This window comes from Streptomyces sp. NPDC018833, assembly GCF_044390825.1.
In the GTDB taxonomy this organism is placed as follows: domain Bacteria; phylum Actinomycetota; class Actinomycetes; order Streptomycetales; family Streptomycetaceae; genus Streptomyces.
This window is the reverse complement of the sequence record NZ_JBIRZM010000029.1, coordinates 1-24,496: the sequence shown is the minus strand read 5'-3', so window position 1 is coordinate 24,496 and position 24,496 is coordinate 1. Positions and strand designations below refer to the sequence as shown.

General features: G+C 72.0%; 20 protein-coding genes. 15 read left to right on the top strand and 5 right to left on the bottom strand.

Annotated elements, in window-relative coordinates; genetic code table 11:
* Positions 1-58: 58 nt before the first annotated feature.
* Positions 59-1,150, top strand: a complete 1,092-nt coding sequence (locus ACH5AF_RS34510) for a sugar phosphate nucleotidyltransferase (protein ID WP_398907402.1) — start codon at positions 59-61, stop codon at positions 1,148-1,150.
* Positions 1,151-1,159: 9 nt separating this feature from the next.
* Positions 1,160-2,155 (top strand): DNA-3-methyladenine glycosylase family protein, encoded by a 996-nt coding sequence (locus ACH5AF_RS34505; RefSeq protein WP_398907400.1) that lies wholly within the window; start codon positions 1,160-1,162, stop codon positions 2,153-2,155.
* Positions 2,156-2,482: 327 nt separating this feature from the next.
* Here the strand turns inward: ACH5AF_RS34505 and ACH5AF_RS34500 are convergent, their stop codons facing one another.
* Genes ACH5AF_RS34500 through ACH5AF_RS34490 form a run of 3 tightly spaced genes read right to left on the bottom strand, consistent with a single transcriptional unit; the run spans position 2,483 to position 5,282 of the window.
* On the bottom strand, positions 2,483-3,781 hold the full coding sequence (locus tag ACH5AF_RS34500) for a coenzyme F420-0:L-glutamate ligase (protein ID WP_398907399.1): 1,299 nt from the start codon (positions 3,779-3,781) through the stop codon (positions 2,483-2,485).
* Positions 3,778-4,734, bottom strand: coding sequence for a 2-phospho-L-lactate transferase (gene cofD, locus ACH5AF_RS34495; RefSeq protein WP_398907397.1), 957 nt, complete (start codon positions 4,732-4,734; stop codon positions 3,778-3,780). The genes ACH5AF_RS34500 and cofD overlap by 4 nt, the downstream gene beginning before the upstream one ends.
* A 32-nt stretch (positions 4,735-4,766) precedes the next feature.
* The gene (locus tag ACH5AF_RS34490; RefSeq protein WP_398907396.1) at positions 4,767-5,282 is read right to left on the bottom strand and encodes a cysteine dioxygenase; all 516 of its coding nucleotides are present in this window, start codon (positions 5,280-5,282) and stop codon (positions 4,767-4,769) included.
* A gap of 664 nt (positions 5,283-5,946) precedes the next feature.
* Here ACH5AF_RS34490 and ACH5AF_RS34485 point away from each other — a divergent pair.
* The 3 genes from ACH5AF_RS34485 to ACH5AF_RS34475 all read left to right on the top strand — a co-directional run bounded on the left by ACH5AF_RS34485 (position 5,947) and on the right by ACH5AF_RS34475 (position 11,768).
* Positions 5,947-6,210 carry a WhiB family transcriptional regulator gene (locus ACH5AF_RS34485; protein ID WP_018846780.1) on the top strand — a complete coding sequence of 88 codons (264 nt, stop codon included), beginning with the start codon at positions 5,947-5,949 and terminating at the stop codon, positions 6,208-6,210.
* A gap of 216 nt (positions 6,211-6,426) precedes the next feature.
* Positions 6,427-10,206, top strand: a complete 3,780-nt coding sequence (locus ACH5AF_RS34480; RefSeq protein WP_398907394.1) for a glycosyltransferase — start codon at positions 6,427-6,429, stop codon at positions 10,204-10,206.
* The gene (locus tag ACH5AF_RS34475) at positions 10,203-11,768 is read left to right on the top strand and encodes a DUF5719 family protein (RefSeq protein ID WP_398907393.1); all 1,566 of its coding nucleotides are present in this window, start codon (positions 10,203-10,205) and stop codon (positions 11,766-11,768) included. The genes ACH5AF_RS34480 and ACH5AF_RS34475 overlap by 4 nt, the downstream gene beginning before the upstream one ends.
* A gap of 122 nt (positions 11,769-11,890) precedes the next feature.
* Here the strand turns inward: ACH5AF_RS34475 and ACH5AF_RS34470 are convergent, their stop codons facing one another.
* Positions 11,891-12,319 (bottom strand): metallopeptidase family protein, encoded by a 429-nt coding sequence (locus ACH5AF_RS34470; protein ID WP_398907419.1) that lies wholly within the window; start codon positions 12,317-12,319, stop codon positions 11,891-11,893.
* A 274-nt stretch (positions 12,320-12,593) separates the two neighbouring features.
* Between ACH5AF_RS34470 and ACH5AF_RS34465 the strand changes: the two genes are divergently transcribed.
* From ACH5AF_RS34465 to ACH5AF_RS34430, 8 genes are all read left to right on the top strand, one after another.
* Positions 12,594-13,022: a DUF3499 domain-containing protein gene (locus ACH5AF_RS34465; protein WP_398907392.1), complete on the top strand. Its 429-nt coding sequence runs from the start codon at positions 12,594-12,596 to the stop codon at positions 13,020-13,022.
* A gap of 358 nt (positions 13,023-13,380) precedes the next feature.
* A complete protein-coding gene (locus tag ACH5AF_RS34460) occupies positions 13,381-14,742 on the top strand; it encodes a phosphomannomutase/phosphoglucomutase (RefSeq protein WP_398907390.1) in 1,362 nt (453 codons plus the stop codon).
* Positions 14,743-15,181: 439 nt separating this feature from the next.
* Positions 15,182-15,364 (top strand): Trm112 family protein, encoded by a 183-nt coding sequence (locus ACH5AF_RS34455; protein WP_398907388.1) that lies wholly within the window; start codon positions 15,182-15,184, stop codon positions 15,362-15,364.
* 66 nt (positions 15,365-15,430) lie between these two features.
* A complete protein-coding gene (locus ACH5AF_RS34450) occupies positions 15,431-16,582 on the top strand; it encodes an SIS domain-containing protein (RefSeq protein WP_398907387.1) in 1,152 nt (383 codons plus the stop codon).
* A 257-nt stretch (positions 16,583-16,839) separates the two neighbouring features.
* Positions 16,840-18,018, top strand: coding sequence for a mannose-6-phosphate isomerase, class I (gene manA, locus ACH5AF_RS34445; protein ID WP_398907385.1), 1,179 nt, complete (start codon positions 16,840-16,842; stop codon positions 18,016-18,018).
* 99 nt (positions 18,019-18,117) lie between these two features.
* Positions 18,118-19,083, top strand: a complete 966-nt coding sequence (locus ACH5AF_RS34440; RefSeq protein WP_398907384.1) for a cation diffusion facilitator family transporter — start codon at positions 18,118-18,120, stop codon at positions 19,081-19,083.
* A gap of 475 nt (positions 19,084-19,558) precedes the next feature.
* Complete coding sequence (ahcY, locus tag ACH5AF_RS34435; RefSeq protein ID WP_398907383.1) at positions 19,559-21,016, top strand: adenosylhomocysteinase; 1,458 nt, start codon at positions 19,559-19,561, stop codon at positions 21,014-21,016.
* Positions 21,017-21,236: 220 nt separating this feature from the next.
* Complete coding sequence (locus ACH5AF_RS34430) at positions 21,237-21,851, top strand: hypothetical protein (RefSeq protein WP_398907382.1); 615 nt, start codon at positions 21,237-21,239, stop codon at positions 21,849-21,851.
* A gap of 107 nt (positions 21,852-21,958) precedes the next feature.
* Here the strand turns inward: ACH5AF_RS34430 and ACH5AF_RS34425 are convergent, their stop codons facing one another.
* Positions 21,959-23,023 carry an RDD family protein gene (locus ACH5AF_RS34425; protein WP_398907380.1) on the bottom strand — a complete coding sequence of 355 codons (1,065 nt, stop codon included), beginning with the start codon at positions 23,021-23,023 and terminating at the stop codon, positions 21,959-21,961.
* Positions 23,024-23,169: 146 nt separating this feature from the next.
* Here ACH5AF_RS34425 and ACH5AF_RS34420 point away from each other — a divergent pair, with 146 nt between their 5' ends.
* Positions 23,170-24,177, top strand: coding sequence for a stage II sporulation protein M (locus ACH5AF_RS34420; RefSeq protein ID WP_398907378.1), 1,008 nt, complete (start codon positions 23,170-23,172; stop codon positions 24,175-24,177).
* A 95-nt stretch (positions 24,178-24,272) separates the two neighbouring features.
* A partial coding sequence (locus ACH5AF_RS34415) for a hypothetical protein (RefSeq protein WP_398907376.1) occupies positions 24,273-24,496 on the top strand: 224 nt, incomplete at its 3' end.

Genomic DNA, 24,496 nt, shown 5'->3' with positions numbered 1-24,496 from the left:
AAACTGGCCGGCCCAACCAGCGACCGTGCCCGGCCCCCAGCAGGAAGCAGAGACCGCATTGAACCAGGCCCCAGAAGCGATTCTCCTGGTCGGAGGCAAGGGCACCCGGCTGCGTCCGCTCACCGTCCGCACACCCAAGCCCATGGTCCCGGCGGCCGGTGTCCCCTTCCTCACCCACCAGTTGGCGCGGGCACGGTCCGCGGGCGTCGAGCACATCGTGCTCGCCACCTCCTACCTGGCCGAGGTCTTCGAGCCGTACTTCGGCGACGGCTCGGGGCTCGGCCTGCACCTGGAGTACGTCACCGAGGAGGAACCGCTCGGCACCGGCGGCGCGATACGCAACGTCGCCTCCCGCCTGCGGTCCGGGCCCGACGCTCCCGTGCTCGTCTTCAACGGTGACATCCTCACCGGCCTCGACATCGGCACCCTGATCGACACCCACCGCTCGACCGGCGCGGACGTATCCCTCCACCTCACCCGCGTCGACGACCCGCGCGCCTACGGACTCGTGCCGACGGACGCCACCGGACGCGTCACGGCCTTCCTGGAGAAACCGCAGACGCCACAGGAGATCGTCACCGACCAGATCAACGCCGGTGCCTACGTCTTCCGCCGCTCGGTCATCGACACGATCCCCACAGGCCGGCCCGTCTCCGTCGAACGCGAGACGTTCCCGGAACTGCTGCGCTTGGGAGCCCATCTGCAGGGCATGGTCGACTCCACGTACTGGCTCGACCTCGGCACCCCGCACGCCTTCGTGCGCGGCTCCGCCGACCTCGTCCTCGGCCGGGCCCCGTCCCCGGCGGTCCCCGGCCGGCGCGGCGACCGGCTGGTCCTGCCGTCGGCGCGCGTGGCCACCGGAGCGAAGCTGACCGGCGGCACGGTCGTCGGCGAGGGAGCCGTGGTGGGCGAGGGCGCCCGTATCGACGGCAGCGCGGTGCTCGCGGGTGCCGTCGTGGAAGCGGGCGTGGTGATATCCGGCTCGCTCGTCGGCGAAGGCGCGCGGATCGGCGCGCGTACGGTGCTGTCCGGCGTGGTCGTCGGGGACGGCGCGGTCGTCGGGGAGGACAACGAGCTCAGGGACGGCGCGCGGGTGTGGTGCGACGCGGTGCTCCCGGCGGCCGCGGTCCGCTTCTCCTCGGACCAGTAGCCTGAGCGCATGGCAGGACGCTTCGAACCGGGCGCCGGCCGCGCGGGTGTGCGCGGCGGCGCGACAGGCGTACCCGCCGCGATACCCCGTCAGGTGTCGGCAGCCCGCACCCGGCGGTGGACGCCGCCGTGGCCACTCGACCTCGGTCTGGTCCTCGGACCGCTGCGCCGCGGGCCCGCCGATCCGACGTTCCGCACGACGGCCGACGGCTCGGTCTGGCGGGCCAGCCGTACGCCCGAGGGCCCCGGCACCCTGCGGGTCGCCCTCCGGGGCGCCGTGGTGGAGGCCGAGGCGTGGGGAGCGGGCGCGGAGTGGCTCCTCGACCGGCTGCCCGACCTGCTCGGGGCGTCCGACACCCCCGAGGACTTCACACCGCGCCACCGCCTGGTCGCCGCGTCGCAGCACCGCCGCCCGGGGCTGCGTCTGCTGCGCACGGGGCTGGTGATGGAGTCCCTGATCCCGTCGATCCTGGAACAGAAGATCACCTCGGACGAGGCGTACCGGGCGTGGCGGCTGCTGGTCCGCCGGTACGGCGAGCCGGCACCGGGCCCGGACGAACGGCTGTACGTCATGCCGGATCCGCGCGGCTGGGCGATGATCCCGTCCTGGGAGTGGCACCGCGCGGGCGTCGACAACAAGCGTGCCTCGACGATCCTGCGCGCGGTGAAGGTGGCGCGCCGCCTGGAGGAGGCGGCGACGATGGCCGCCGAACAGGCCATGGCCCGGCTGGAGTTGATCGCGGGCATCGGCCCCTGGACGTCGGCCGAGACGGTGCAGCGCAGCAACGGCGCGCCCGACGCGGTGACGGTGGGCGACCTCCATCTGCCACGGATCGTCGGCTACGCGCTGGCGGGCGACCGCAACGCGGACGACGCGACGATGCTGGACCTGCTGTCCCCCTACGAGGGCCACCGCCACCGCGCATCCCGCCTGATCCTGCTCTCTTCCGGCGTCCCACCCCGCCGCCAACCGAAGATGCGCCGGGTGGACATCGCGGCCTGGTGACGACCGGCCGTGCCGGCCGTGCCGGGCGTGTCGCTTGGCTCGCCGCCGCCGATCGGTCGTTGGGCTCCGCGGCGGCGTGGGCACGGGACCTTCGGCTGCCGGGGCTCGGTCGCCGACTTGCGGCGTGGGCGTCGGTGCGGGGGTCTTCCCGCTGTCCGGGGCGGGCGTCAGCTGTCCGAGGGGCTTGCTGCTGGGCTCGCCGCCGATCTGTGACGAGGGCCCCGGCGGCGTGCGTGGCGTGCGTGGGCACGGGGCCCTCGGCTGCCGCCACCCGGGCCGGGGCGCAGGCCCCGGGCCAGACCCCGCCACAGGAACGCAACCCCCGGGCTACCGCACCTCGATGAACGACGACGCCTCGCGGGGCGGCCGCGGCCGCGGCCGGGACGACGGGTGGCCGATTGCCACCGCGCCCATCGGGTCCCAGGCGGCCGGCAGGGCCAGCACTTCCCGTACCACCTCGCGGCAGAACATCGTCGACGACACCCATGCCGAGCCCAGCCGCTCGCCCGCGAGCGCCACCAGGAAGTTCTGGATGCCCGCGCCGGCCGCGGTCACGAACATCTCGCGCTCGGCCGTGTCCCGGCGCTCGTCGCCGTACGTGTGCGCGCCCTCGGCGACCAGGCAGGGCACCGCCAGGTAGGGCGCCCGCCGCAGGACGTCCCCGCGCCGGACCCGCTTCGCGACGGCCTCGGGCGACGCGCCGTCACGCCGCAGATCCGCGACCCACGCGTCGCGCATCGCGTCGAGCAGGCGGACGCGGGACGCCTCCGACTCCAGCAGGACGAAGCGCCACGGCGTCGTGTGATGCGGTGCCGGCGCCGTCACCGCCGCCGCGACGGCGCGCCGCACGGCGCCGCCGTCCACCGGCTGGTCCGTGAACTCGCGGACCGTGCGCCGCTGCGTCACCGCCTCGCGTACCGCCTCCGACGTCCCGAGCCGGAACATGTCGTCGGCCGCGTCCCGCACCAGAGCCCGTGCCCCCGGCCCGGCGTCGTCGACCACGTGCGCGAGCCCTCGGACGACCGCTACGGGCAGCCCTTCGGCCTTGCCCTTCACCAGGTCACCCGCGGCGGCGAGTTCGTCGGCGGTGGCGACCACGGTCGCGCTGAGCTGGTTGCCGTACGCGTCCGTGCCGCCGCGCAGGTCGTCGAGCACACGCACCCCCGCCGCGCCGAGCGCGACGTCGGTGAGTCCGCTTCGCCAGGGCCGCCCGGAGGTGTCCGTGACGATCACCCCGACATCGACGCCGAGCTCGTCGCGCAGCCCGTCGCGGATCGCGCGGGCCGAGGCGTCCGGGTCGACGGGGAGCAGCAGCACGGTGCCCGGGGGAGTGTTGGAGGCGTCGACCCCGGCCGCGGCCATGACGAGGCCCTGGCGGTTCTCGACGATGCGCAGGTCGCCGCGCCGCGCGACCACGCGTACCGTCTCGGCGTCGATCGCCGCCTCGCGGTCCGCGGCTTCGACGACCCGGCCCTCGGCCTTGCTGACGATCTTGGAGGTGACGAGCAGGACGTCGCCGTCGACGAGTCCGGGCGTGGTCGCCGCGATCAGCTTGGCGAGGTTGTCCCCCGGCCGGATCTCACCGATGCCCGGCAGCGCCCACACCCGGTAGGAGGCCGAGCTCACGCCCGTACCTCCTCGGCCAGCGCCAGAGCCGCGCGCGCCATCTCCGCGGTCGCCTCGGTGTCGGACATCATCAGCGGTACGGCGCGGCAGCGGATGCCCGCCGCCTCGACGTCCGGCACGGCGGCCGCGTCGACGGTGTCGACGAGCCAGCCGTCGAGCAGCCCGGAGCCGTAGTGGCGGGCGACCGCCGCCGCGGTCGCCTCGACACCGACCGCCGCGAGCACCTTGTCGGCCATGCCGCGCACGGGCGCGTCGCCCACGATGGGGGACAGGCCCACGACCGGCACCCCCGCCTCGGCGATCGCCTCGCGGATGCCGGGGACGGCCAGGATGGTGCCGATGCTGACGACGGGGTTGGACGGCGGGAAGAGGACGACGTCCGCCTCGGCGATCGCCTCCAGCACGCCGGGCGCCGGCTTGGCCAGGTCCGCGCCGACCGGCACGACGGCCTCGGCGGCCACGGACGCCCGCAGCTTGACCCAGTACTCCTGGAAGTGGATGACCCGGCGTTCACCGTCGACGGTGACGGCGACATGTGTCTCGACGCGGTCGTCGGACATCGGCAGCAGCCGTACGCCGGGCTGCCACCGGTCGCACAGCGCCTCCGTGACGGCGCTCAGCGGGTAGCCGGCGCTCATCATCTGGGTGCGGACGATGTGCGTGGCGAAATCGCGGTCGCCCAGCCCGAACCACTCGGGCCCGACGCCGTACGCGGCCAGTTCGCTCTTGACCTGGAACGTCTCGTCGTTGCGTCCCCAGCCCTGCTCCTCGTTGATGCCACCGCCGAGGGTGTACATCACGGTGTCGAGGTCGGGGCAGACCTTCAGCCCGAACAGATGGATGTCGTCACCGGTATTGCCGATCACCGTGACGTCCGCCTCGGGCGCGGCCTGCTGGAGACCGCGAAGGAAACGGGCGCCGCCGATACCGCCGGCCAGAACCACAATGCGCATGCGCCCATCTTGGCAGGCGCGGCGACGGCGCCTCAGGCCGGAACGGACTCGTGCGCGCCGGGAACGGACCCCTGGGTGCACCGGGCCGCGGTGTGCATCGGCATCTCGGTCAGGCCCGGGTAGTACACGTGGAGGCTCACGGCCGGCTCCAGCGAGTCGTTGACGACCTCGTGCACATAGCCGGGGGCGAAGACCCGCTGCGCTCCCGCGCCCAGGGACCGCTCGCCGCCCTCGGTGCGTTCGGTCAGCGCGCCGTCGAGCACGGTGAGCACGCCGGAGGAGGCACCGTGGCCGTGCAGACCGCTGCCCTGGCCGGGGACCCAGCTGAGCAGCCAGACCTCGTAGCCGGGACCGGTCTGCAGCCGGTGGTACCAGCGCGAGGTCGCGTCGTACTCGACGAGGTGCTCCCAGCGCGCGCGGTCGGCGGCGATGGAGCGGGCGAGTCCGGCGAACTCGGCCACGGTGGCCGGGTGCTCACGGGCGGGCTGGAGCAGGTGCTGTACGGCGAGGATGTCGCCGGCGATCTGGAGGTCGCTGTCGCTGTTCATGCGTGGGGTTCCTCGGCAGAGATGCGTGCGGGGGTCTCCCCGGCCGGAGCCCGGGGGAGGCGGAGCAGAAATGCGAGAAGGAAAGCTGGAGCTCGTGGGCATCAACAGCTGGAACAGCAACAGCGGGCCTGGACAGCGCTGCGGAACCCGCGAAGGCGGGTCGCGAGGGGCGCTGAGGTCGCTGGCATGGGATCAAAGGTGACTGCTCCCCTTACCCCATGTCAACTCAATGCCCGATTTGGCGGCAATGTTTCATCACATCCGGTTACCGCGAACAGAGAAAGGTTTGTGCAGTGCCGGACCAGGAGACATGCGCCAGCAACCGTGCTCGCAAACGCTGTTGGCGTGCCGTGACCGTACTGTGATCCGGATCGCTTTGATGGCTTGATTGCAACAAGATCAATGTTTGCGACGTCTTCCCTTCGTGAGGGGCGTCTCCCCTCCGTGGGGGAGGGGGTGCGGACCAGGCCGCTGGCATGTGTCAGGTTTTTGGTGATTTGAACACTTTCCGCATAGCCTTGGTTCCGCAGAGTGAATACCGGGCCCAATAGCAGATCGTGGCTTGACTGGCCCGGAGCCACACACTTGTAATTTCACTCGTGTCGTTCGGCCGAAAACGATCGCGGCAACATCACGGGGACGCAAAGACAGACGAGGGGCGCACATGACCGAGCTGTTCCAGCAACTGCTGGTCGAGGACGCGGACGAGGAACTCGGCTGGCAGGAGCGCGCCTTGTGCGCCCAGACCGATCCCGAGTCCTTCTTCCCCGAGAAGGGCGGGTCCACGAGGGAGGCGAAGAAGGTGTGCCTCGCCTGCGAAGTCCGCTCCGAATGTCTTGAGTACGCCCTCAACAACGACGAGCGCTTCGGAATCTGGGGCGGCCTCTCGGAGCGCGAGCGCCGCCGGCTCAAGAAGGCCGCTGTCTGAACCGATGCGCCGCTGATCGACCGATGCGCCGCCCGCCGACCACGGGCCGGTCGGTGTCCGGCCAAAAGGTGCAACTTACCACAAAGCGAACGGTCCGCCGTCTGTGCCCGGTGCACAGGCGGCGGACCGCTGACATGTCAGCCGTTAGTGTGGGGCCCCGTCCGTGACGCACCAACGCCCCTTCGGGGCGACCTTGGCCGGAGGGCCCGTACCTCGATGTCCGCCACCACAGCCGCGTTTGTCCCGGCACACGCGCCCGAGTTCCCGCGACACGTCGTCACCGCCGTGCTCGTCTCCCACGACGGCGCACGCTGGCTTCCCGATGCCCTCGCCGGACTGCTCGGCCAGGAACGCCCCGTACAGAACGTCATGGCCGCCGACACCGGTAGCGCCGACGACTCCGCGCAGATGCTCACGGACTCCCTCGGCCCCGACCGCGTCCTGCACCTCGCCCGCCGCACCGGCTTCGGCATGGCCGTCGACGAGGCGGCCCGCACCGCGGGTGTCCTTAACGCCGACGACCTGCCCTACCTGAAGCGGCCCAGCGGCTGGGACCCCGTCACCAGGACATGGCGCGACGAGGCGTACGACATGCCCGAGCTGCCGCACGGCGAACCCGTGCAGTGGCTGTGGCTCCTCCACGACGACTGCGCGCCCGAGCCCACCGCACTCGCCGAGCTGCTGCGCGTCGCCGATTCCGACGCGAACGCGGCGATCGTCGGCCCCAAGCTGCGCGGCTGGTACGACCGCAAGCAGCTCCTCGAAGCGGGCGTCTCCATCGCCAACAGCGGCCGCCGCTGGACCGGTCTCGACCGGCGCGAGCAGGACCAGGGCCAGCACGACCAGATCCGCTCGGTCCTGTCCGTCTCCACGGCGGGCATGCTCATCCGCCGGGACGTGTACGAGGAACTCGGCGGCTTCGACCGGCGGCTGCCCCTGATGCGCGACGATGTCGACCTGTGCTGGCGCGCCCACAGCGCCGGACACCGGGTCCTCGTCGCCCCCGGCGCCGTACTGCGCCACGCGGAGGCGGCCGCCCGGGAGCGGCGCACCGTCGACTGCGCGGGCCGGTCCGTCGCCAGCCCGCACCGCGTCGACAAGGCCGGCGCCGTCTACACCCTGTTGACCAACGCGCGCGGCGTCGCCCTGCCCTGGGTCCTGCTGCGCCTCGTCGTCGGCACCCTGCTGCGCACCCTCGCCTATCTCGTCGGCAAGGTGCCGGGCCAGGCCGTCGACGAGGTCATGGGACTCTCCGGCGTCCTGCTGCGGCCCGAGCGGATCCTCGCAGGCCGCCGCAGACGGGCACGGCGGGACGTGGACGCGAGCGAGCTGCGGCCCCTGTTCCCGCCGCCCGGCGCGACCGTCCGCGCCACCGTCGAACAGGTCGTCTCGGGCTTCGGCGGTTCGGACGCCGATTCCGGCGGCTCCCGGCACGGCGCCGTCGAGTCGGGCCCCGGCGGCGACGACGCGGAGTTCCTGGAGATCGAGCAGTTCGCGCGGCTGAAGAAGATCGCCCGCAAGCCGGGACCGCTGCTGTTCGCCGTGCTCCTCCTCGTCTCCCTCGTCGCCTGCCGCGGCCTCTTCGGCGGCGGCGCACTGGCCGGCGGTGCCCTGCTGCCCGCGCCTGCCGACGTAGCGGATCTGTGGAGCCGTTACGCGGACAGCTGGCATCCGGTCGGCACCGGCGGCACCCAGACGGCACCTCCGTACCTCGCGGTCCTCGCCGTCCTGTCCGTGCTGTTCCTCGGCTCCACCGGCCTCGCCCTGACCGTGCTGCTCGTCTGCTCGGTCCCGCTCGCGGGCCTCACCGCCTACTTCGCGTCCCGGCCCATCGTCGAGTCCCGCCTGCTGCGCGCCTGGGCGAGCATCGCGTACGCCTTCCTGCCCGCCGCGACCGGAGCACTCTCGACCGGCCGCCTCGGCACCGCCGTCCTCGCGATCGTCCTGCCGCTCATCGCCCGGGCCGCCGTCGCCGCACACGGGTTGCGGATCAAGGGCGGCGGCCGCGGCGGCTGGCGGGCCACCTGGGCCTACGCCCTGCTGCTCACCTTCGCCATGGCCTTCACGCCCGTCGTGTGGCCGCTGGCCGTGGTCACCGGGATCGCCGTCCTCGTCCTGCGCCGGGACGACATCACCGCCTACGCGCTGCGTTTCCTCGCCGCCGTCGGCACCCCGGTGCTCGTCCTCGCTCCCTGGTCGCTGTCCCTGCTGAGCAACCCCTCCGGGTTCTTCCGCGAGGCGGGTCTGGCGTTCGGCAGCGGATCGGCCGACGCCCTGGACCTGCTCGGCATCAGCCCCGGCGGCCCGGGCGCCGCCGGCGGCATCCTGATGCTCGGCATCGTGCTGGCCGCGCTCGCCGCCCTGCTGCGCGAGGAACGACAGTTCGCCATCCGTATCTCCTGGGCGGTCGCCCTGATCGCCCTGGTCTTCGCGGCCCTGACGAACGGCTCCGGCTGGGCCGGGCCCGCCACCCTCGTCCAGGGCATCGCACTGCTGTCCGCGGCGGTGCTCGGTGCCGAGGGCGGACGTACCCGCGTCGCCGCACAGGACTTCGGCTGGCGCCAGCCCGTCGCCGTCCTGGTCGCGCTCGCCGCGGCGCTCGCCCCTGTCGCTGCGGCGGCCGGCTGGATGATCGACGGCGCCGCGGGCCCGCTGACGCGCCGCGACCCCGTGCAGGTGCCCGCCTTCGTCGCCGAGGAGAGCGACACCCGCGACCAGCCCCGCACCCTCGTCCTCGGCGGCACATCGGCCGCCAAGGTCTCCTACACGCTGGTGCGCGGCTCCGGCGGCCGCCTGGGCGACGCCGAGCTCGCCGAGGCGGGCGGCGGCGACACCCGCCTGGACAAGATCGTCGCCCACCTGGTCGCCGGCTCCGGCGCCGACCAGACCGACCAGCTCAGCGGCTACGCGATCCGCTACGTGCTCGTACGCGACGGAGTGCCCCGCCAGACCGGCCGCGTCCTCGACGCCACCCCCGGACTGAGCCGGCTCAGCCAGCTCGACGGCAGCGCGCTGTGGCGGGTGGACCGCCAGGTCGCCCGCGCGACGATCGTCGACGGCAGGAGCGATCCGCTGCCCGTCGCCTCGGACGCCGTCGAGGCGCACACCGAGGTCCCGACCGGCGGCTCCGGCCGCGTCCTGCGCATCGCCGACCACGCCGCAGCGGGCTGGCAGGCCACGCTGGACGGCCAGGCACTGGAGAAGACGACCGTCGACGGCTGGGCGCAGGGCTTCGAACTGCCCGCGGAGGGCGGTCGGCTGGACCTGACGTACGAGGACCCGGCGACGCACACCGCGTGGATCTGGGCCCAGGCGTTCCTCGCCCTCGTCCTGGTGGTACTCGCGCTGCCCGGCCGGCGTCGCGAGATCGACGACGACCTGCCGGAGGAGGAACTCGCCGTTCCGCTCCAGCCGGAGGCGGGCGAGGGCCGCCGGGCACGCCGGCTCCGCGCCCAGGCCGAGGCCGAGGCGGCGGCCGCCCAGGACAGCGCACCCGACCCGGATCCGTACGCCCAACAGGCCGACGGCCACGGCGCCTTCACCGCCGCCCCGGACGAACAGGCCGCGCCCTACGCGGCCGTTCCGCAGCAGCAGCCGTACGGCGACTGGCAGTCCGAGCAGACCGGGCAGCCCGCCTACGGCGACGAGAGCGGTTACGCGTACGGCAACGAGCAGTACCCCGGCGGCCAGTACGCCGGTGGGCAGCCCTACGGCTCGCCCGAGCAGTCCTACGGTTCGGAGCAGTCCTACGGTTCGGAGCAGTCCTACGGTTCCGAGCAGTCCTACGGCTCCGAGCAGCAGTCCTACGGCGACGGCGCGTATCAGCAGCCCTATCAGGACGGCTCGTACGGGGCGGCGTCCTACGGCACCGACCAGTACCCGCAGGACGACCGCCACCACGACCCGTACGCACACGGCGAGCAGTACCCCGACGGCGGCGCGTACCCCGAGCCGCCCGCCCAGGCCCCCGGCACGACGCGAGGCGATTCAGAGTGAAGCGCACGACCATCTCCCTGATCGCGGTCGCCACCGCCCTCGCGGCGGTCACCGGATTCGCGACACTGGCCGCCCCGGACGGCACCGAGTCCACCCGGGGGGACCTCGCACTGCCCCTGCCGGTGGAACGCTCCAGCCAGCTCTGCCCCGCGCCGAGCAGCTCCGAGCTCGCCGAGACCCGGTACACGTCTTTCACGCCCGCGCGCGAGAAGAGTGCGGGACACAAGGACGGTGCAGAGGCGGATTCGGCCGAACTGAGGCCGTCGGCGGCCGCGTTGGCCGACACCGATGCCGCACCGGCCAAGGACGGCAAGAAGAAGGACGGGGACAAGGCATCGGGCGCCGCGAAGAAACCCGCCCCCGACAAGGCCGTCGTGGCCGTGAAGGAGCCCGGCAAGCCCGTGTCCGCCGAGGTGGACGGCGGCGAGGCTCCCGCCCTCGTCGGCACCGCCACCGGCTCCCTCGCCCCCGGCTGGACCACCCAGCAGACGACGTCGATCCCCGCCGGCAGCGGACGGGGGCTGCTCGGTGTCAGCTGCACCGCGCCCGACACCGACTTCTGGTTCCCCGGCGCCTCCCTCGCCGAGGGGCGGCAGGACTATGTGCACCTGACCAACCCCGACGAGTCCGGCGCCGTCGCCGACATCGAGGTGTACGGCAAGGACGGTGCGCTCAAGAGCACGCTCACCGAGGGCATCACGGTCCCGGCCGGCTCCAGCGTTCCCGTGCTGCTCTCGACGCTCACCTCCGACAAGGCCGACGACGTGACCGTCCATGTCACCACCCGTACGGGCCGCGTGGGCGCCGTCGTACGGGCTGCCGACGAGGCCGAGGGCAGTGACTGGCTCGCCGCCTCCGCCGACCCGGACGGCACCGCCGTGCTGCCCGGCATCCCCTCGGACGCCACATCCGTGCAGCTCGTGGCCTTCGCCCCGGGCGACGACGACGCCGACCTGAAGGTCCAACTGGCGGGTCCCACCGGGACGATCACCCCGGCCGGGCACGAGACCCTGCACGTGAAGTCGGGGATGACAGCGACCGTCGACCTCGCCGACGTCACCAAGAACGAGGCCGGCTCTCTGATCCTCGGCCCCGCCGACAAGGGGCGTGCCACCCCCTTCGTGGCGGCACTGAGGGTGGTGCGCGGCAAGGGGGAGAAGAAGGAGATCGCCTTCATCCCGGCCGCGGCGCCGGTGGGCGAGCGCGCCACGGCCGCCGACAACCGCGCGAAGGGCTCGATCCTTTCGCTCATCGCCCCAGGCAAGGCGGCCGAGGTCAGGGTCACCGCCTCGGCGGGCACGGGGGCGGGCGCGCAGGCCGTCAAGACGTACACGGTGAAGGCTGGCACGACGCTGGCGATCGTCCCGCCGGTGCCGGCCGGACTGAAGGGCTCGTACGCGGTGACGGTCGAAACGCTGTCCGGCGGACCGGTGCACGCCTCGCGCACGCTGGAGATCGCGGACAACGGCGTCCCGATGTTCACGGTCCAGACCCTGCCGGACGACCGTGGCACGGTGGTCGTCCCGGAGGCGGAGCAGGACCTGTCGGTACTGGACGACTGAGGGCGGGCGGGCCGTCGCGGCCCGGTGCGCGACCCGCGGACCGGATCCCGGGCCGGCGTACGCGTCGGCCCGGCGACACACCGTGACGGAGCCGGATGCGTACGGCGCGGGGGGCGCGCGGGTCAGTCCTGGCCGTAACGCGGGTCGACGGACTCCGGAGAGAGGCCCAGCAGCTCCGCCACCTGCTCGACGACGACCTCGTGCACCAGCAGAGCCCGTTCGTCGCGGTTCTTCGTCCGGATCTCGACGGGCCGCCGGTAGACCATGATCCGCGCCGGCCGGTCCTTGGCGGCCGGTTCCGCACTGCCCAGCGGGACCGAATCGTCCGGTGAGCCCGGCACGTCCAGGACGAGGAAGTCGACGTCCGCCAGCTGCGGCCAGCGCCGCTCGAGCCGCTCGACGGAGTCCTGCACCAGGTCACGGAAGCTCTCCGCGCGGCTTGCGGCGAGGGGGACCTGCGGCGGGGCGACGGGCCCGCGCATGCCCCGGCCGTGGCGGTCGCGGCGGCGCGGTCTCGGCTCGGTCGGGCGGGGCGGTACAGGACTGTCCATCACTGACGCAGGGTAACTCTCCGGCGCGGGCGGCGATCGTCGCCCGGCCCCCGCCACCGCCGGTTGTCGCCGCTTGACCGTTCCGGCCAAGGTTCGGCTCGATTACGCGCATCAGGAGACCGGTGATCTCGGTCCGATTGACATTATTCACCCCAAGTCATGACCGGCTCCTGCGCGGACGTCGCTCATGTGGTTCTCTTTCCGTGCAGGTCAGGCGAGTTGCCGGAACAGCCGTTTTGTCGGATGCCACACCACGACACGGGGGAGTGACCTGGTGGAGAGTCGTCGCAGCCCGCTCAAGAGTGCGGTACCGTCCAACGTCGTGAGCCCTGTACGTCGCTGTTCGCGCACCGCGTGCGGCCGCCCTGCCGTCGCGACACTGACGTACGTCTATGCCGATTCGACTGCGGTCCTCGGCCCGCTCGCCACCTACGCCGAGCCCCACTGCTACGACCTGTGCGCCGAGCACAGCGAGCGGCTGACCGCCCCTCGCGGCTGGGAGGTCGTCCGGCTCACGGACGGCTCCGCCCCGGCACGTCCCAGCGGCGACGACCTCGAGGCGCTGGCGAACGCGGTGCGGGAGGCCGCCCGCCCCCAGAGCCGTACGGCAGAGGCGGGCAGACAGGGCGGACGCCGCTCGGCGGACCCGATGGAGGTCGCGCGCCGCGGCCACCTGCGGGTACTGCGCTCCCCGGACAACTGAGCCACCGCCCTCGCCTCCGTCCCTTTCGCGCCTCTTTCAACACGAGCCGGCGGTTCTCGCTTGCACTCCCCTCGCCGCGAGCCTGGCGTCCTGGCCTACGCCCCCCTCGCCGCGAGCCTGGCGTCCGGCCTCACCCCCTCGCGTCACGAGCCTGCCGCCCGCACGTGGGCCAACCAGCCCGTCCTCACCGCCCGTTGGCCGTCCACCGGCATGCCCTGTCGCCGAGCCCGGCGGATGCGGACCGGCCCCGAGGAGCGCGCTCTCGCAGGTCGTGGGGAGCGAAGTCAGGTCCGGGGCAGCCGGCCCCGCCGCCTGCGGGTAGTTTGATGCGACTGCAAGACTTCAGGAGGATTGGGCCGTGGCTGCTGATCTGTCGCAGATCGTGAAGGCGTATGACGTCCGCGGAGTGGTGCCGGATCAGTGGGACGAGGGGCTCGCCGAACTCTTCGGCGCCGCGTTCGTGCAGGTGACCGACGCGGACGCGATCGTCGTCGGCCACGACATGCGACCGTCTTCGCCCGGTCTGTCCAGGGCCTTCGCCCGCGGCGCGGCGGCACGCGGCGCCGACGTCACACTGATCGGCCTGTGCTCCACCGACCAGCTGTACTTCGCCTCCGGACGCCTCGGCCTGCCGGGCGCGATGTTCACCGCCTCGCACAACCCCGCGCAGTACAACGGCATCAAGATGTGCCGCGCAGGCGCCGCCCCCGTCGGCCAGGACTCCGGTCTCGCGGACATCCGCGACCTGGTCGCCGCCTGGTCCGCCGACGGCGGTCCGGAGCCGGCCGCCCGGCCCGGCACGGTCACCGAGCGTGACACGCTCACGGACTACGCGGCCCACCTGCTGTCGCTCGTCGATCTGTCGGCGATGCGCCCGCTGAAGGTCGTCGTGGACGCGGGCAACGGCATGGGCGGCCATACCGTGCCCATCGTCTTCGGCGCCCTGCCCATCACGCTCGTCCCGATGTACTTCGAGCTCGACGGCACGTTCCCCAACCACGAGGCCAACCCCCTCGACCCCGCGAACGTCGTCGACCTCCAGGCCCGTGTCGTCGCCGAGGGCGCCGACCTGGGCCTGGCCTTCGACGGCGACGCCGACCGCTGCTTCGTCGTCGACGAGCGCGGCGAGGGCGTCTCACCGTCCGCGATCACCGCGCTGGTGGCCTCCCGCGAGTTGGCCAAGCACCCGGGCGGCACGGTCATCCACAACCTGATCACGTCCTGGTCGGTCCCGGAGGTCGTACGGGAGCAGGGCGGCAAGCCGGTGCGCACCCGGGTGGGGCACTCGTTCATCAAGGAGGAGATGGCCCGCCACGGTGCCGTCTTCGGCGGCGAGCACTCCGCGCACTACTACTTCCGCGACTTCTGGAACGCCGACACCGGCATGCTGGCCGCCCTCCACGTGCTCGCGGCCCTCGGCTCACAGGACCGCCCGCTGTCCCAGCTGGTCGCCCGCTACGACCGCTACTCCGCCTCCGGGGAGATCAACTCGCAGGTCGAGGACCAGGCCGGCCGGGCGGCTGCGGTACGGGAGGCCTTCGCGGCACGCGAGGGCGTGACGACCGACCACCTGGACGGGCTGACCGTGGCGGCCGGTGACTGGTGGTTCAACCTGCGCGCCTCCAACACGGAGCCGCTGCTGCGGCTCAACGTCGAGGCGCGTGACGAGGCGCTGATGACGAAGATCCGCGACGAGGTCCTCGCCCTGGTCCGCGCCTGACCCCGCCCCTTCCCGGTGGCTGCCCGGCCCCCTCCCTGCCGCCGACCCGACCACGCCGACCCCGTCGACCCCGACGCGGTGTTGTGGGCCCCGACGTGGCGGCCCCCCGACTCGACCGGACCCGACCGCCCACGACGCGGCGCTGGCGGCCCACCCGACCCCACCCGATCCCACTCGACCGGACCGCCCACGACCGAAGGCTGTCGGCCCCGAGCCGGCCGGCCACGTCCGCCCGCCCCCGACCCGGTCTCGGACGTCCGGCCGCCCCTCGCAGCACGCTCCCGGCACCACACGCTCCGGGGGCGTGGTCAGAACGAGCCGCACCCCACTTCCCGGCGGTAGGCTGACGAGGCCTGATCCGCCAGACCGTGACCGCACGTCCGATACGGCCGAACGCCGCACTCCGGACCTGCGAGACGCCCGAAGGGACACCGCTGACATGCCGCTCGAAGCCGGCCTCCTGGAGATCCTCGCCTGCCCGGCGTGCCACGCCCCGTTCGACGACCGCACGGCGGGCGAGACCCCCGAGCTGATCTGCACCGGCACGGACTGCGGCCTGGCCTACCCCGTACGGGACGGCATCCCCGTCCTCCTGGTCGACGAGGCCCGCCGCCCCTCCTAGGGCGGGACCGTCCTACACAACCGCACACACCCCCCGCCCGCGTACGGCGATCGGAGGCCCCACCCCATGCTCGACGAGTCGCTCCTCGACGCCCCGGAAGCTCTCGCCCGCATCGACCACCGAGGCCTCCTGCGCGGCGCCGCCGAAGCCGGTGCGCGGGTACGCTCCGCCGCCCGGCACGCGGCCGAGGCCGGAATCGCCGAGCTCAATCCCGAGGGACGCCCCCGGGCCGTCCTCGTCGCCGGGCCCGGCACCGCGGCCGTCGGCGTCGCCGACCTCATCGGCGCCCTCGCTGGTGCATCCGCCCCTGTCATCGCCCTGCGACCCACAGGCGTGGCCCACGCCGCAGGCGCGCTTCGCTGGGCCCTGCCGGGCTGGGCGGGCTCGCTGGACCTGCTGCTCGTCGCGACGAACGACGGCAGCGAACCGGGCCTCGCCCAGCTTGCCGAACAGGCGTACCGGCGCGGCTGCACGGTCGTCGCCGTCGCACCCCGCACCTCACCGCTGTCCGAGGCGGTCGGCGGCACGCACGGCATGGTCGTCCCCATGGCCACCGCCCCTTACGAGCTGTACGAGGAGGGGCAGGCGGCCAGCCCCGGCGCGCTGTGGGCCCTGCTGACACCGCTGCTGAGCCTCCTCGACCGCTTGGGGCTCGTCGAAGCGCCCCCCGAGATGCTCGCCAAGGTCGCCGACCGGCTGGACCGCATGGCCGAGCGGTGCGGCCCCGCGATCGCCACCTACAGCAACCCGGCCAAGACCCTGGCCGCCGAGCTCGCCGACAGCCTTCCCCTCATCTGGACGGAGGGCACGGGCGCGGCCCCCGCCGGCCGCCGCTTCGCGGCAGTCCTCGCCGAGCTCGCCGGTCGGCCGGCGCTCGCCGCCGAGCTGCCGGAGGCCCTGCCCGCCCACGGCGTGCTCCTGGTCGGAGACTTCGCGGCGGGAGCCGATCCGGACGACTTCTTCCGCGACCGCGTCGACGAGCAGCAGGCGATGCGTGCCCGCATCGTCCTGCTGCGGGACCGGCCCGCGGGCGGGCTCACCGCCGCGCCGGCCGCACGCGAACTCGCCCTCGGCCACGACACGCCGATCAGCGAGCTCGAACCGGAGGACGGTTCCGAGCTGGAATCGATCGCGGAGCTGCTCGCCGTGACCGACTTCGCCGCCGTGTACCTGGCGCTGGCCGACTCCGGCGACCGCGGCGCGGGCGACCAGGCATAGGTCACCGCCCAGCGGACACCCCTCCGACACCGGGGATCCGCCGGACGGACACTCCCCGGACGCGGCCCGGCCGTATCAAGGGCCGATGTACCGGAGCCGCCGTACCGGAGCCGACGCGTCGGATCGCCGTACTGGAGCCGCCGTACCGGGTCCGGTGCACCGCAGACCAGCGGTACCGAGCCGCCGTACCGGGTCCGGTGCACCGCAGACCAGCCGTACCGCACACAAGCCGTACCGCAGAAGGACCAGGGAAGACCATGGATCGCCTCGCCAACACCGTGCGCCCCTACGCCTGGGGGTCCACGACCGCCATCCCGGAACTGCTCGGCGTCACTCCCACCGGCGAGCCGCAGGCGGAGATGTGGATGGGCGCACACCCCGGCGCGCCTTCCCACGTCAGCCGCGGCGGCGAGAAGGCCCGGCCGCTCTCCGAGGTCATCACCGAGGCACCCGAACGGGAGCTCGGCGCGGCGACCGTCGCCAAGTTCGGCCCCCGGCTGCCGTTCCTGCTGAAGCTCCTCGCGGCCGGCGCCCCGCTCTCTCTCCAGGTCCACCCCGACCTCGACCAGGCCAAGGCCGGTTACGCCGCCGAACAGGATGCGGGCGTCCCCCTCGACGCCCCGCACCGCAACTACAAGGACGCCAACCACAAGCCCGAACTGATCTGCGCGCTCACGCCCTTCGACGGCCTGTGCGGCTTCCGCGCCCCCATCGAGGCGGCCGATCTGCTGGCCGGCCTCGACGTCGACTCCCTCAAGCCGTACGTGGACCTGCTGCATGCCCACCCCGAGGAGGCCGCGCTCCGCGAGGTCCTCACCGCCGTACTGACGGCCGACCGCGAGGAAATGGCCGCCACCGTCCACGAGGCCGCGACCGCCGCCAACCGCCTCGGCGGCCCCTACGCCCCCTACGCGGTCATCGCGCGCCACTACCCCGGCGACCCGGGCGTCGTCGCCGCCATGCTCCTCAACCACGTCCAACTGCAGCCGGGCGAGGCACTGTTCCTCGGTGCCGGAGTCCCGCACGCCTACCTGTCCGGACTGGGTGTCGAGATCATGGCCAACTCCGACAACGTGCTGCGCTGCGGCCTGACGCCCAAGCACGTCGACGTACCCGAGCTGCTGCGCATCGTCCGCTTCGAGGCGAACGACCCCGGCGTGCTGCGTCCCGAGCAGTCACCGGCGGGCGAGGAGGTGTACGACACCCCGATCGACGAGTTCCGGCTCTCCCGCTTCGTGTTGGCCTCCGACTCCATGCCCTGCGACCTCACGGCCGCGACTCCGCAGATCCTGCTGTGCACGGCTGGCGGCGTGATGGCCGGTGAGCTGGTGCTCGCCCCGGGCGAATCGGCCTTCGTACCGGCCGGCGAGACCGTGTGTATCACGGGCACCGACGGCGGCCCTGGCACGCTCTTCCGCGCCACAGTGGTGGCCTGAGACAGGGCCGCTTCGGGGTGCTGCAACAATGGCGCACCGCAAAGGCCGGGCAAAGCCCCGGAAGCGATCGACGTCAGTACGAAGGGACACCCGGAACACATGAGCGCGTCAGGCGGCACCAAGGCGATCGTGGCGGCACTCGCCGCCAACATCGCGATCGCGGTAGCGAAGTTCGTGGCGTTCCTCTTCAGCGGATCGTCGTCGATGCTCGCGGAGAGCGTCCACTCGGTCGCCGACTCGGGCAACCAGGGACTGCTGCTGCTCGGCGGCAAGAAGGCCCAGCGCGAGGCCACCCCGCAACACCCCTTCGGTTACGGGCGCGAGCGCTACATCTACGCCTTCCTCGTCTCCATCGTGCTCTTCTCCGTCGGCGGCATGTTCGCCATCTACGAGGGCTACGAGAAGATCAAGCACCCCCACGAGATCGAGGCCTGGTACTGGCCGGTCGGCGTTCTGGTCTTCGCGATCATCGCCGAGGCATTCTCGTTCCGCACCGCCATCAAGGAGTCGAACGAGCTGCGGGGCAAGCTCAGCTGGACGCAGTTCGTGCGCCGCGCCAAGGCCCCCGAGCTGCCGGTCGTCCTGCTGGAGGACCTGGGCGCGCTCGTCGGTCTGATCCTCGCCCTCGGCGGTGTCGGACTCGCCCTGCTCACCGGAAACGGCGTCTGGGACGGCATCGGCACCCTGTGCATCGGTGTCCTGCTGATCATCATCGCGATCGTGCTCGCCGCCGAGACGAAGTCCCTGCTCCTCGGCGAGGCCGCCGGCACAGAGGACATCGAGAAGATCAAGGCCGCCCTCGTGGACGGTGACGCGGTCACGCGCATCATCCACATGCGCACGCTGCACCTCGGCCCGGAGGAACTGCTCGTCGCCGCGAAGATCGCCGTCCAGCACGAGGACACGGCCGCCGAGGTGGCCGAGGCGATCAACGCCGCCGAGGACCGCATCCGTCAGGCCGTGCCGATCGCGCGCGTGATCTACCTGGAGCCGGACATCTACAACGCGTCGTCGGCATCGGCGGGCGCCGACCCGAGCAAGGCACCGGGCGACGCCGGCCACTGAGCCTCCGACTCATGGGGAACGGCCCTGGACGACACCGGTCCGGGGCCGTTCCCATGCTCGCGAGCCGGACCGTTCCCCGACGTTCCCGGACACTCCCGGACCGGTGCGTCCGACCCCGACCGATCCCGACCGATCTCTGGCCGATTTCGAACGAGCCCGGAGCGATCCCGGAGCAACGTGCAACAGATTCCAGCCACATCAAATGCACGGAAGGCGTTGCCCGACCAGGCCCCGACGCTCTGAAAGTGGCCGGAACCCAGGCCCAGGCGGGCTGGGGCCGACTGGACTGATCGGTGTAGATTCGTAACCACTCAGACGTCGCTGCTGATGGCGGTCGGGCGGTCCCGCGCGGACCGGCCGAGGGAGAGAGGGCCTCCGACGGACTGTCCTGCGGACTCCCGGGCATTCGTATGCCCGGGCCCGCCGCAGAGCAAGCCGTACCCACCCTCGACCCGAACCACGAGGAGCAGCTCGCATGTCGACTGTCGCCAACGGCCAGGACTTCAAGGTCGCCGACCTTTCCCTCGCCGCCTTCGGCCGCAAGGAGATCACTCTCGCCGAGCACGAGATGCCCGGCCTGATGTCGATCCGCAAGGAGTACGCCGACGCCCAGCCGCTGGTCGGTGCCCGCATCACCGGCTCACTGCACATGACCGTGCAGACCGCCGTCCTGATCGAGACCCTGGTAGCCCTCGGCGCCCAGGTCCGCTGGGCCTCCTGCAACATCTTCTCCACCCAGGACCACGCCGCGGCCGCCGTCGCCGTCGGTCCGAAGGGCACCCCCGAGGACCCGCAGGGCGTCCCCGTCTTCGCCTGGAAGGGCGAGTCGCTGGAGGAGTACTGGTGGTGCACGGAGCAGGCGCTGACCTGGCCGAACACCCCCACCGGCGGCCCGAACATGATCCTCGACGACGGCGGTGACGCCACCCTCCTGGTGCACAAGGGCGTCGAGTTCGAGAAGGCGGGCTCCGCTCCCGACCCCTCGACCGCTGACAGCGAGGAGTACACGTACATCCTGCGCCTGCTCAACCGCACGCTCTCCGAGAACCCGCAGAAGTGGACGCAGCTCGCGTCGGAGATCCGTGGTGTCACGGAGGAGACGACGACAGGTGTCCACCGTCTGTACGAGATGCACCGTGACGGCACGCTGCTGTTCCCGGCGATCAACGTGAACGACGCCGTGACGAAGTCGAAGTTCGACAACAAGTACGGCTGCCGGCACTCGCTGATCGACGGCATCAACCGCGCCACCGATGTCCTCATCGGCGGCAAGACGGCCGTGGTCTGCGGCTACGGCGACGTGGGCAAGGGCTGTGCGGAGTCCCTGCGCGGCCAGGGCGCCCGGGTGATCGTCACCGAGATCGACCCGATCTGCGCCCTGCAGGCGGCCATGGACGGCTACCAGGTCACCACGCTCGACGAGGTCGTCGGGACGGCCGACATCTTCATCACCACGACCGGCAACAAGGACATCATCATGGCCTCCGACATGGCCAAGATGAAGCACCAGGCGATCGTGGGCAACATCGGTCACTTCGACAACGAGATCGACATGGCCGGCCTGGCGCAGCTGCCCGGCATCGTCAAGGACGAGGTCAAGCCCCAGGTCCACACCTGGACCTTCCCCGACGGCAAGGTCCTGATCGTCCTGTCCGAGGGCCGACTGCTCAACCTGGGCAACGCCACCGGGCACCCGTCGTTCGTGATGTCCAACAGCTTCGCGGACCAGACGCTGGCGCAGATCGAGCTGTTCACCAAGCCCCAGGAGTACCCGACCGACGTCTACGTGCTGCCCAAGCACCTCGACGAGAAGGTCGCCCGTCTCCACCTCGACTCCCTCGGCGTCAAGCTCACCACCCTGCGCCCGGAGCAGGCGGCGTACATCGGCGTCGAGGTCGAAGGCCCGTACAAGTCCGACCACTACCGCTACTGATCACGATCGCTCCACTGATCACCTCCGCTCGTCCTTGATCACTGATCACTGATCCTCGACGGCCGGACCGCCGCCGAGAGGGCGGCGGACGTGACCGGTACAAGGCAGGCCCCCGCACCCCCGTGTCGGGGGCCTGCCCCGTACCTCTCCTCGAACGGTCCGGGCGTCAGGACGTGTCGCCACGCCGCCGAGCCTCACCGCACAAGGACACCCACGCCCCATGCCCCGCGGCCGCTATTCGCTCCATGATCCGCACGATCACAACCCCCTCGGTGAAGAGCACTTCCAATGCGCCCCCGGCCCTTCCGGCTGGCGCTACGTCTCCCGCACACTCACCCCCTCCGGCGATCAGGTCGGCACGGTCGATCTGGCCCTCGACGAGCTCGGCCGCCCCATCCGGCTCGAACTCCACGCAGCGGACTGGCAGGTCCGAGGTGCCGCCCTGGACGGTGTCACCTGGGTCCGGACCGACCCCTCCGGGGCCCATGCCACGGAAGGCAATGTGCGCGCCCATGCCTTCACCGGCACCTCCCCCGCCTTCCTCGTCGCGACCGCCCGCCTGCTGCGCCTCACCCCCTCCGCCCCCGCGACCCGCGTACGCCTGGTCGCCTTCACGGACCCGGTCCTCGCCCCCCGTACGGTCGACCAGTCCTGGGCCCTGGTGAAGAGTGAAGCGCACACCACTGACAACGCCCCCCTGACCGTGGACGAATACCAGGTCAGCGCCCTGGACACCGGTGAACAGCACACCGTCCACATCGCCGGCGACGTGGTCCTCGCAGCGCCGGGCATCGAACTCGAAGACCTCGAAAGTCCGCCGTCGGTCTTCCCCTGACGTCCCCGCCCGCAGCGGTCGCTCCACTCACCGGCCGGACCGGCGGCGTCGTCCGGTCGCAGGTCGCCCAGTCGTGGAGCCGCTCGGTCGTCCCGGTGCCCGACCGTCTAGGCGGGCGGCGCGAATCCGCTCGACGACGGCGGCTTCACGTCGACGGGCTCCGGACGAGGCCCGGCCGTCTTGTCGGGGACCGCGGTGGCGGCCACCGGGTGTGCATCGGTCCCGCTGCCGACGCCGATCCCGGCGGCCGCGCCGGGACTCGCCCAGGCCGCTCCGGATCCGACGGACTCCTGGCCGGTGATGCCAGGCCCCGCGGGCCCAGCCGCCGCCGGTCCCGCCGACGCAGGCCCTCGCGACGGCGCCGGTGCAGCGCCCCCCCGACCCAGGGCGGCACGGCTGTCCGCGTCGGCGGACCTGGCCGCCGCGGCGAAGGCACGTCGCGCATCACGCGCCTGCCGCTCGTTCACCACGGCCGCCAGATACGCAGCGGGCGGTGCACCCTGAGGAACCGGCGTTCCGGTGCGGGCGGCCAGGTCCCCGGCCAGCCGTTGCGCCATGGACCAGCTCACGGCGGTGTCCAGTTGTCGCATGCGCGTCAGGTACTGGCGTATGGCGAGCCACAGATCATCAGGAACGCCTGACAGCGCGAGTTCGGAGAACCGCCCGACCAGCCACGGAGGCGGCGGCGGAACGACCAGTGCCGCGCGTGCTGCCGGCACGCGCTCACGGACGACCAGCGTCCCTGCGAAGACATCGCCGAGGCGCCGCCCCCGCGCCGAGACCAGCGAGGCGATGAGAGCGATGACCCCGAACGACATGAGGATCTCCACGACCCCGATCGCTCCTCGCACCAGCGCATGCCGGAAGCGGATGGGCCCGCCGTCGTCCCGCACGACCCGGAGCCCACAGGCCAGCTTGCCCAGTGACCGACCATGACTGAGGGTCTCCACGGCGATCGGCGCACCCACGAGCACCAGCAGGAACGCCGCGATCGACACCGCCATGACCGCGGCCTCGTCCAAGGACGCTGTGGCCACTGCCAGCCCGATCGAAACCAGCAGGTATGCCGTCCACACCACCACGAGGTCGATCGCCAGCGCGAGCGCCCGGCTCGGCAACCTCGCAGGCTGCAGTCCCAGTACGACCGCGTCCCCCGTCACAAGCCCGCTCACCGCAGCCACCCCTCGCGTTCCTCGGCCTTCCCTGCCCCGTGAATCTTCAGTCTGCCAAGCTGACCGGAAGTGCGCCGCAGTAGTACGGACCCTATGCCGCAGTAGTACGGACCCTATGCACCCAGTGCCTGGAGCAGCAGCCGACCATGGACCTCGACGTCTTTGTCACCGCCCACCGCGCAGAGTGGGACCGTCTCGACTACCTCCTGCACCGAGGGGGCCATCTCACCGGAGCCGAGGCCGACGAACTCGTCGCCCTGTACCAGCGCACGGCCACGCATCTCTCTCTCATCCAGTCCAGCGCGCCGGACCCGATGCTCACGGGCAGGCTCACCCAGCTCGTGGCCCGGGCACGCGCCACGGTCACCGGCAGCCGACGGGCCGGCTGGCGGGACGTCGTCACTTTTCTGACCGCGGGTTTTCCGGCAGCGGTCTACCGCTCCCGTCACTGGTGGATACCGACGGCAGTCCTCTCCACGCTGCTGGCGGCCGTGATCGGCTGGTGGATCGGCACGCACCCCGAGGTCCAGTCCGCGATCGCGGCCCCCGAGGAGCTGCGACAGCTGACCAAGCCGGGCGGCGACTACGAGACGTACTACTCCAGCCACCCCGCGGCGTCGTTCGCCGCCCAGGTCTGGACGAACAACGCCCAGGCCGCGGCCATGTGCCTGACGCTCGGCGCGTTCCTGTGCCTCCCGGTCCTCTGGATTTTGTTCATCAATGTCCTCAACCTGGGAGTCGGCATCGGCCTGATGTCGTCCGCCGGCCGCCTCGACACGTTCCTCGGCCTGATCCTTCCGCATGGGCTGCTGGAACTGACGGCCGTGTTCGTCGCTGCCGGAACCGGCCTTCGGCTGGGCTGGACGGTCATCGATCCCGGCCCGCAGACCCGGCGGACCGCCCTCGCCCAGCAGGGCCGGGCCGCGATCGGGATGGCGATAGGTCTGGCCCTTGTCCTCTTCGTCTCCGGCGTGATCGAGGGATTCGTGACGCCGTCCGGCCTCCCGACCTGGGCCCGGATCACGATCGGCATCGTCGCTGAGCTGGCGTTTCTCGCCTACGTGTACATCCTCGGCGGCCGAGCGGCACGGGCCGGGGAGACGGGTGACGTCGCTGAGCCGGACCGCAGCGCGGAACTCCCGTCCGCAGCCTGACGGGCGGATGTGCGTAGAGGCCCTCTGAGCTGCTACTCTCCTCTTCGCCCGCGAACCCGTTGACACGGCATGCGTGGGGAGGTAGATTTGGACAGTTGCCGGGGCTGGACAGGCTCGGGCGTGAACATCTAGAGTCTCTCTCGCTTCCGCCGGGACTGGGTTCCCGAGAAGCCATTCCGAAGCTTTATCCGAATCACGAAGCCGATTTGGTCGGCCGAAATGCTTCTGATAAAGTCGGAGCCGCTGGAAAGGGAAGCGCGAAAGCGAAGAACTGGAAAGCACCGAGGAAATCGGGTCGGAAAGATCTGATAGAGTCGGA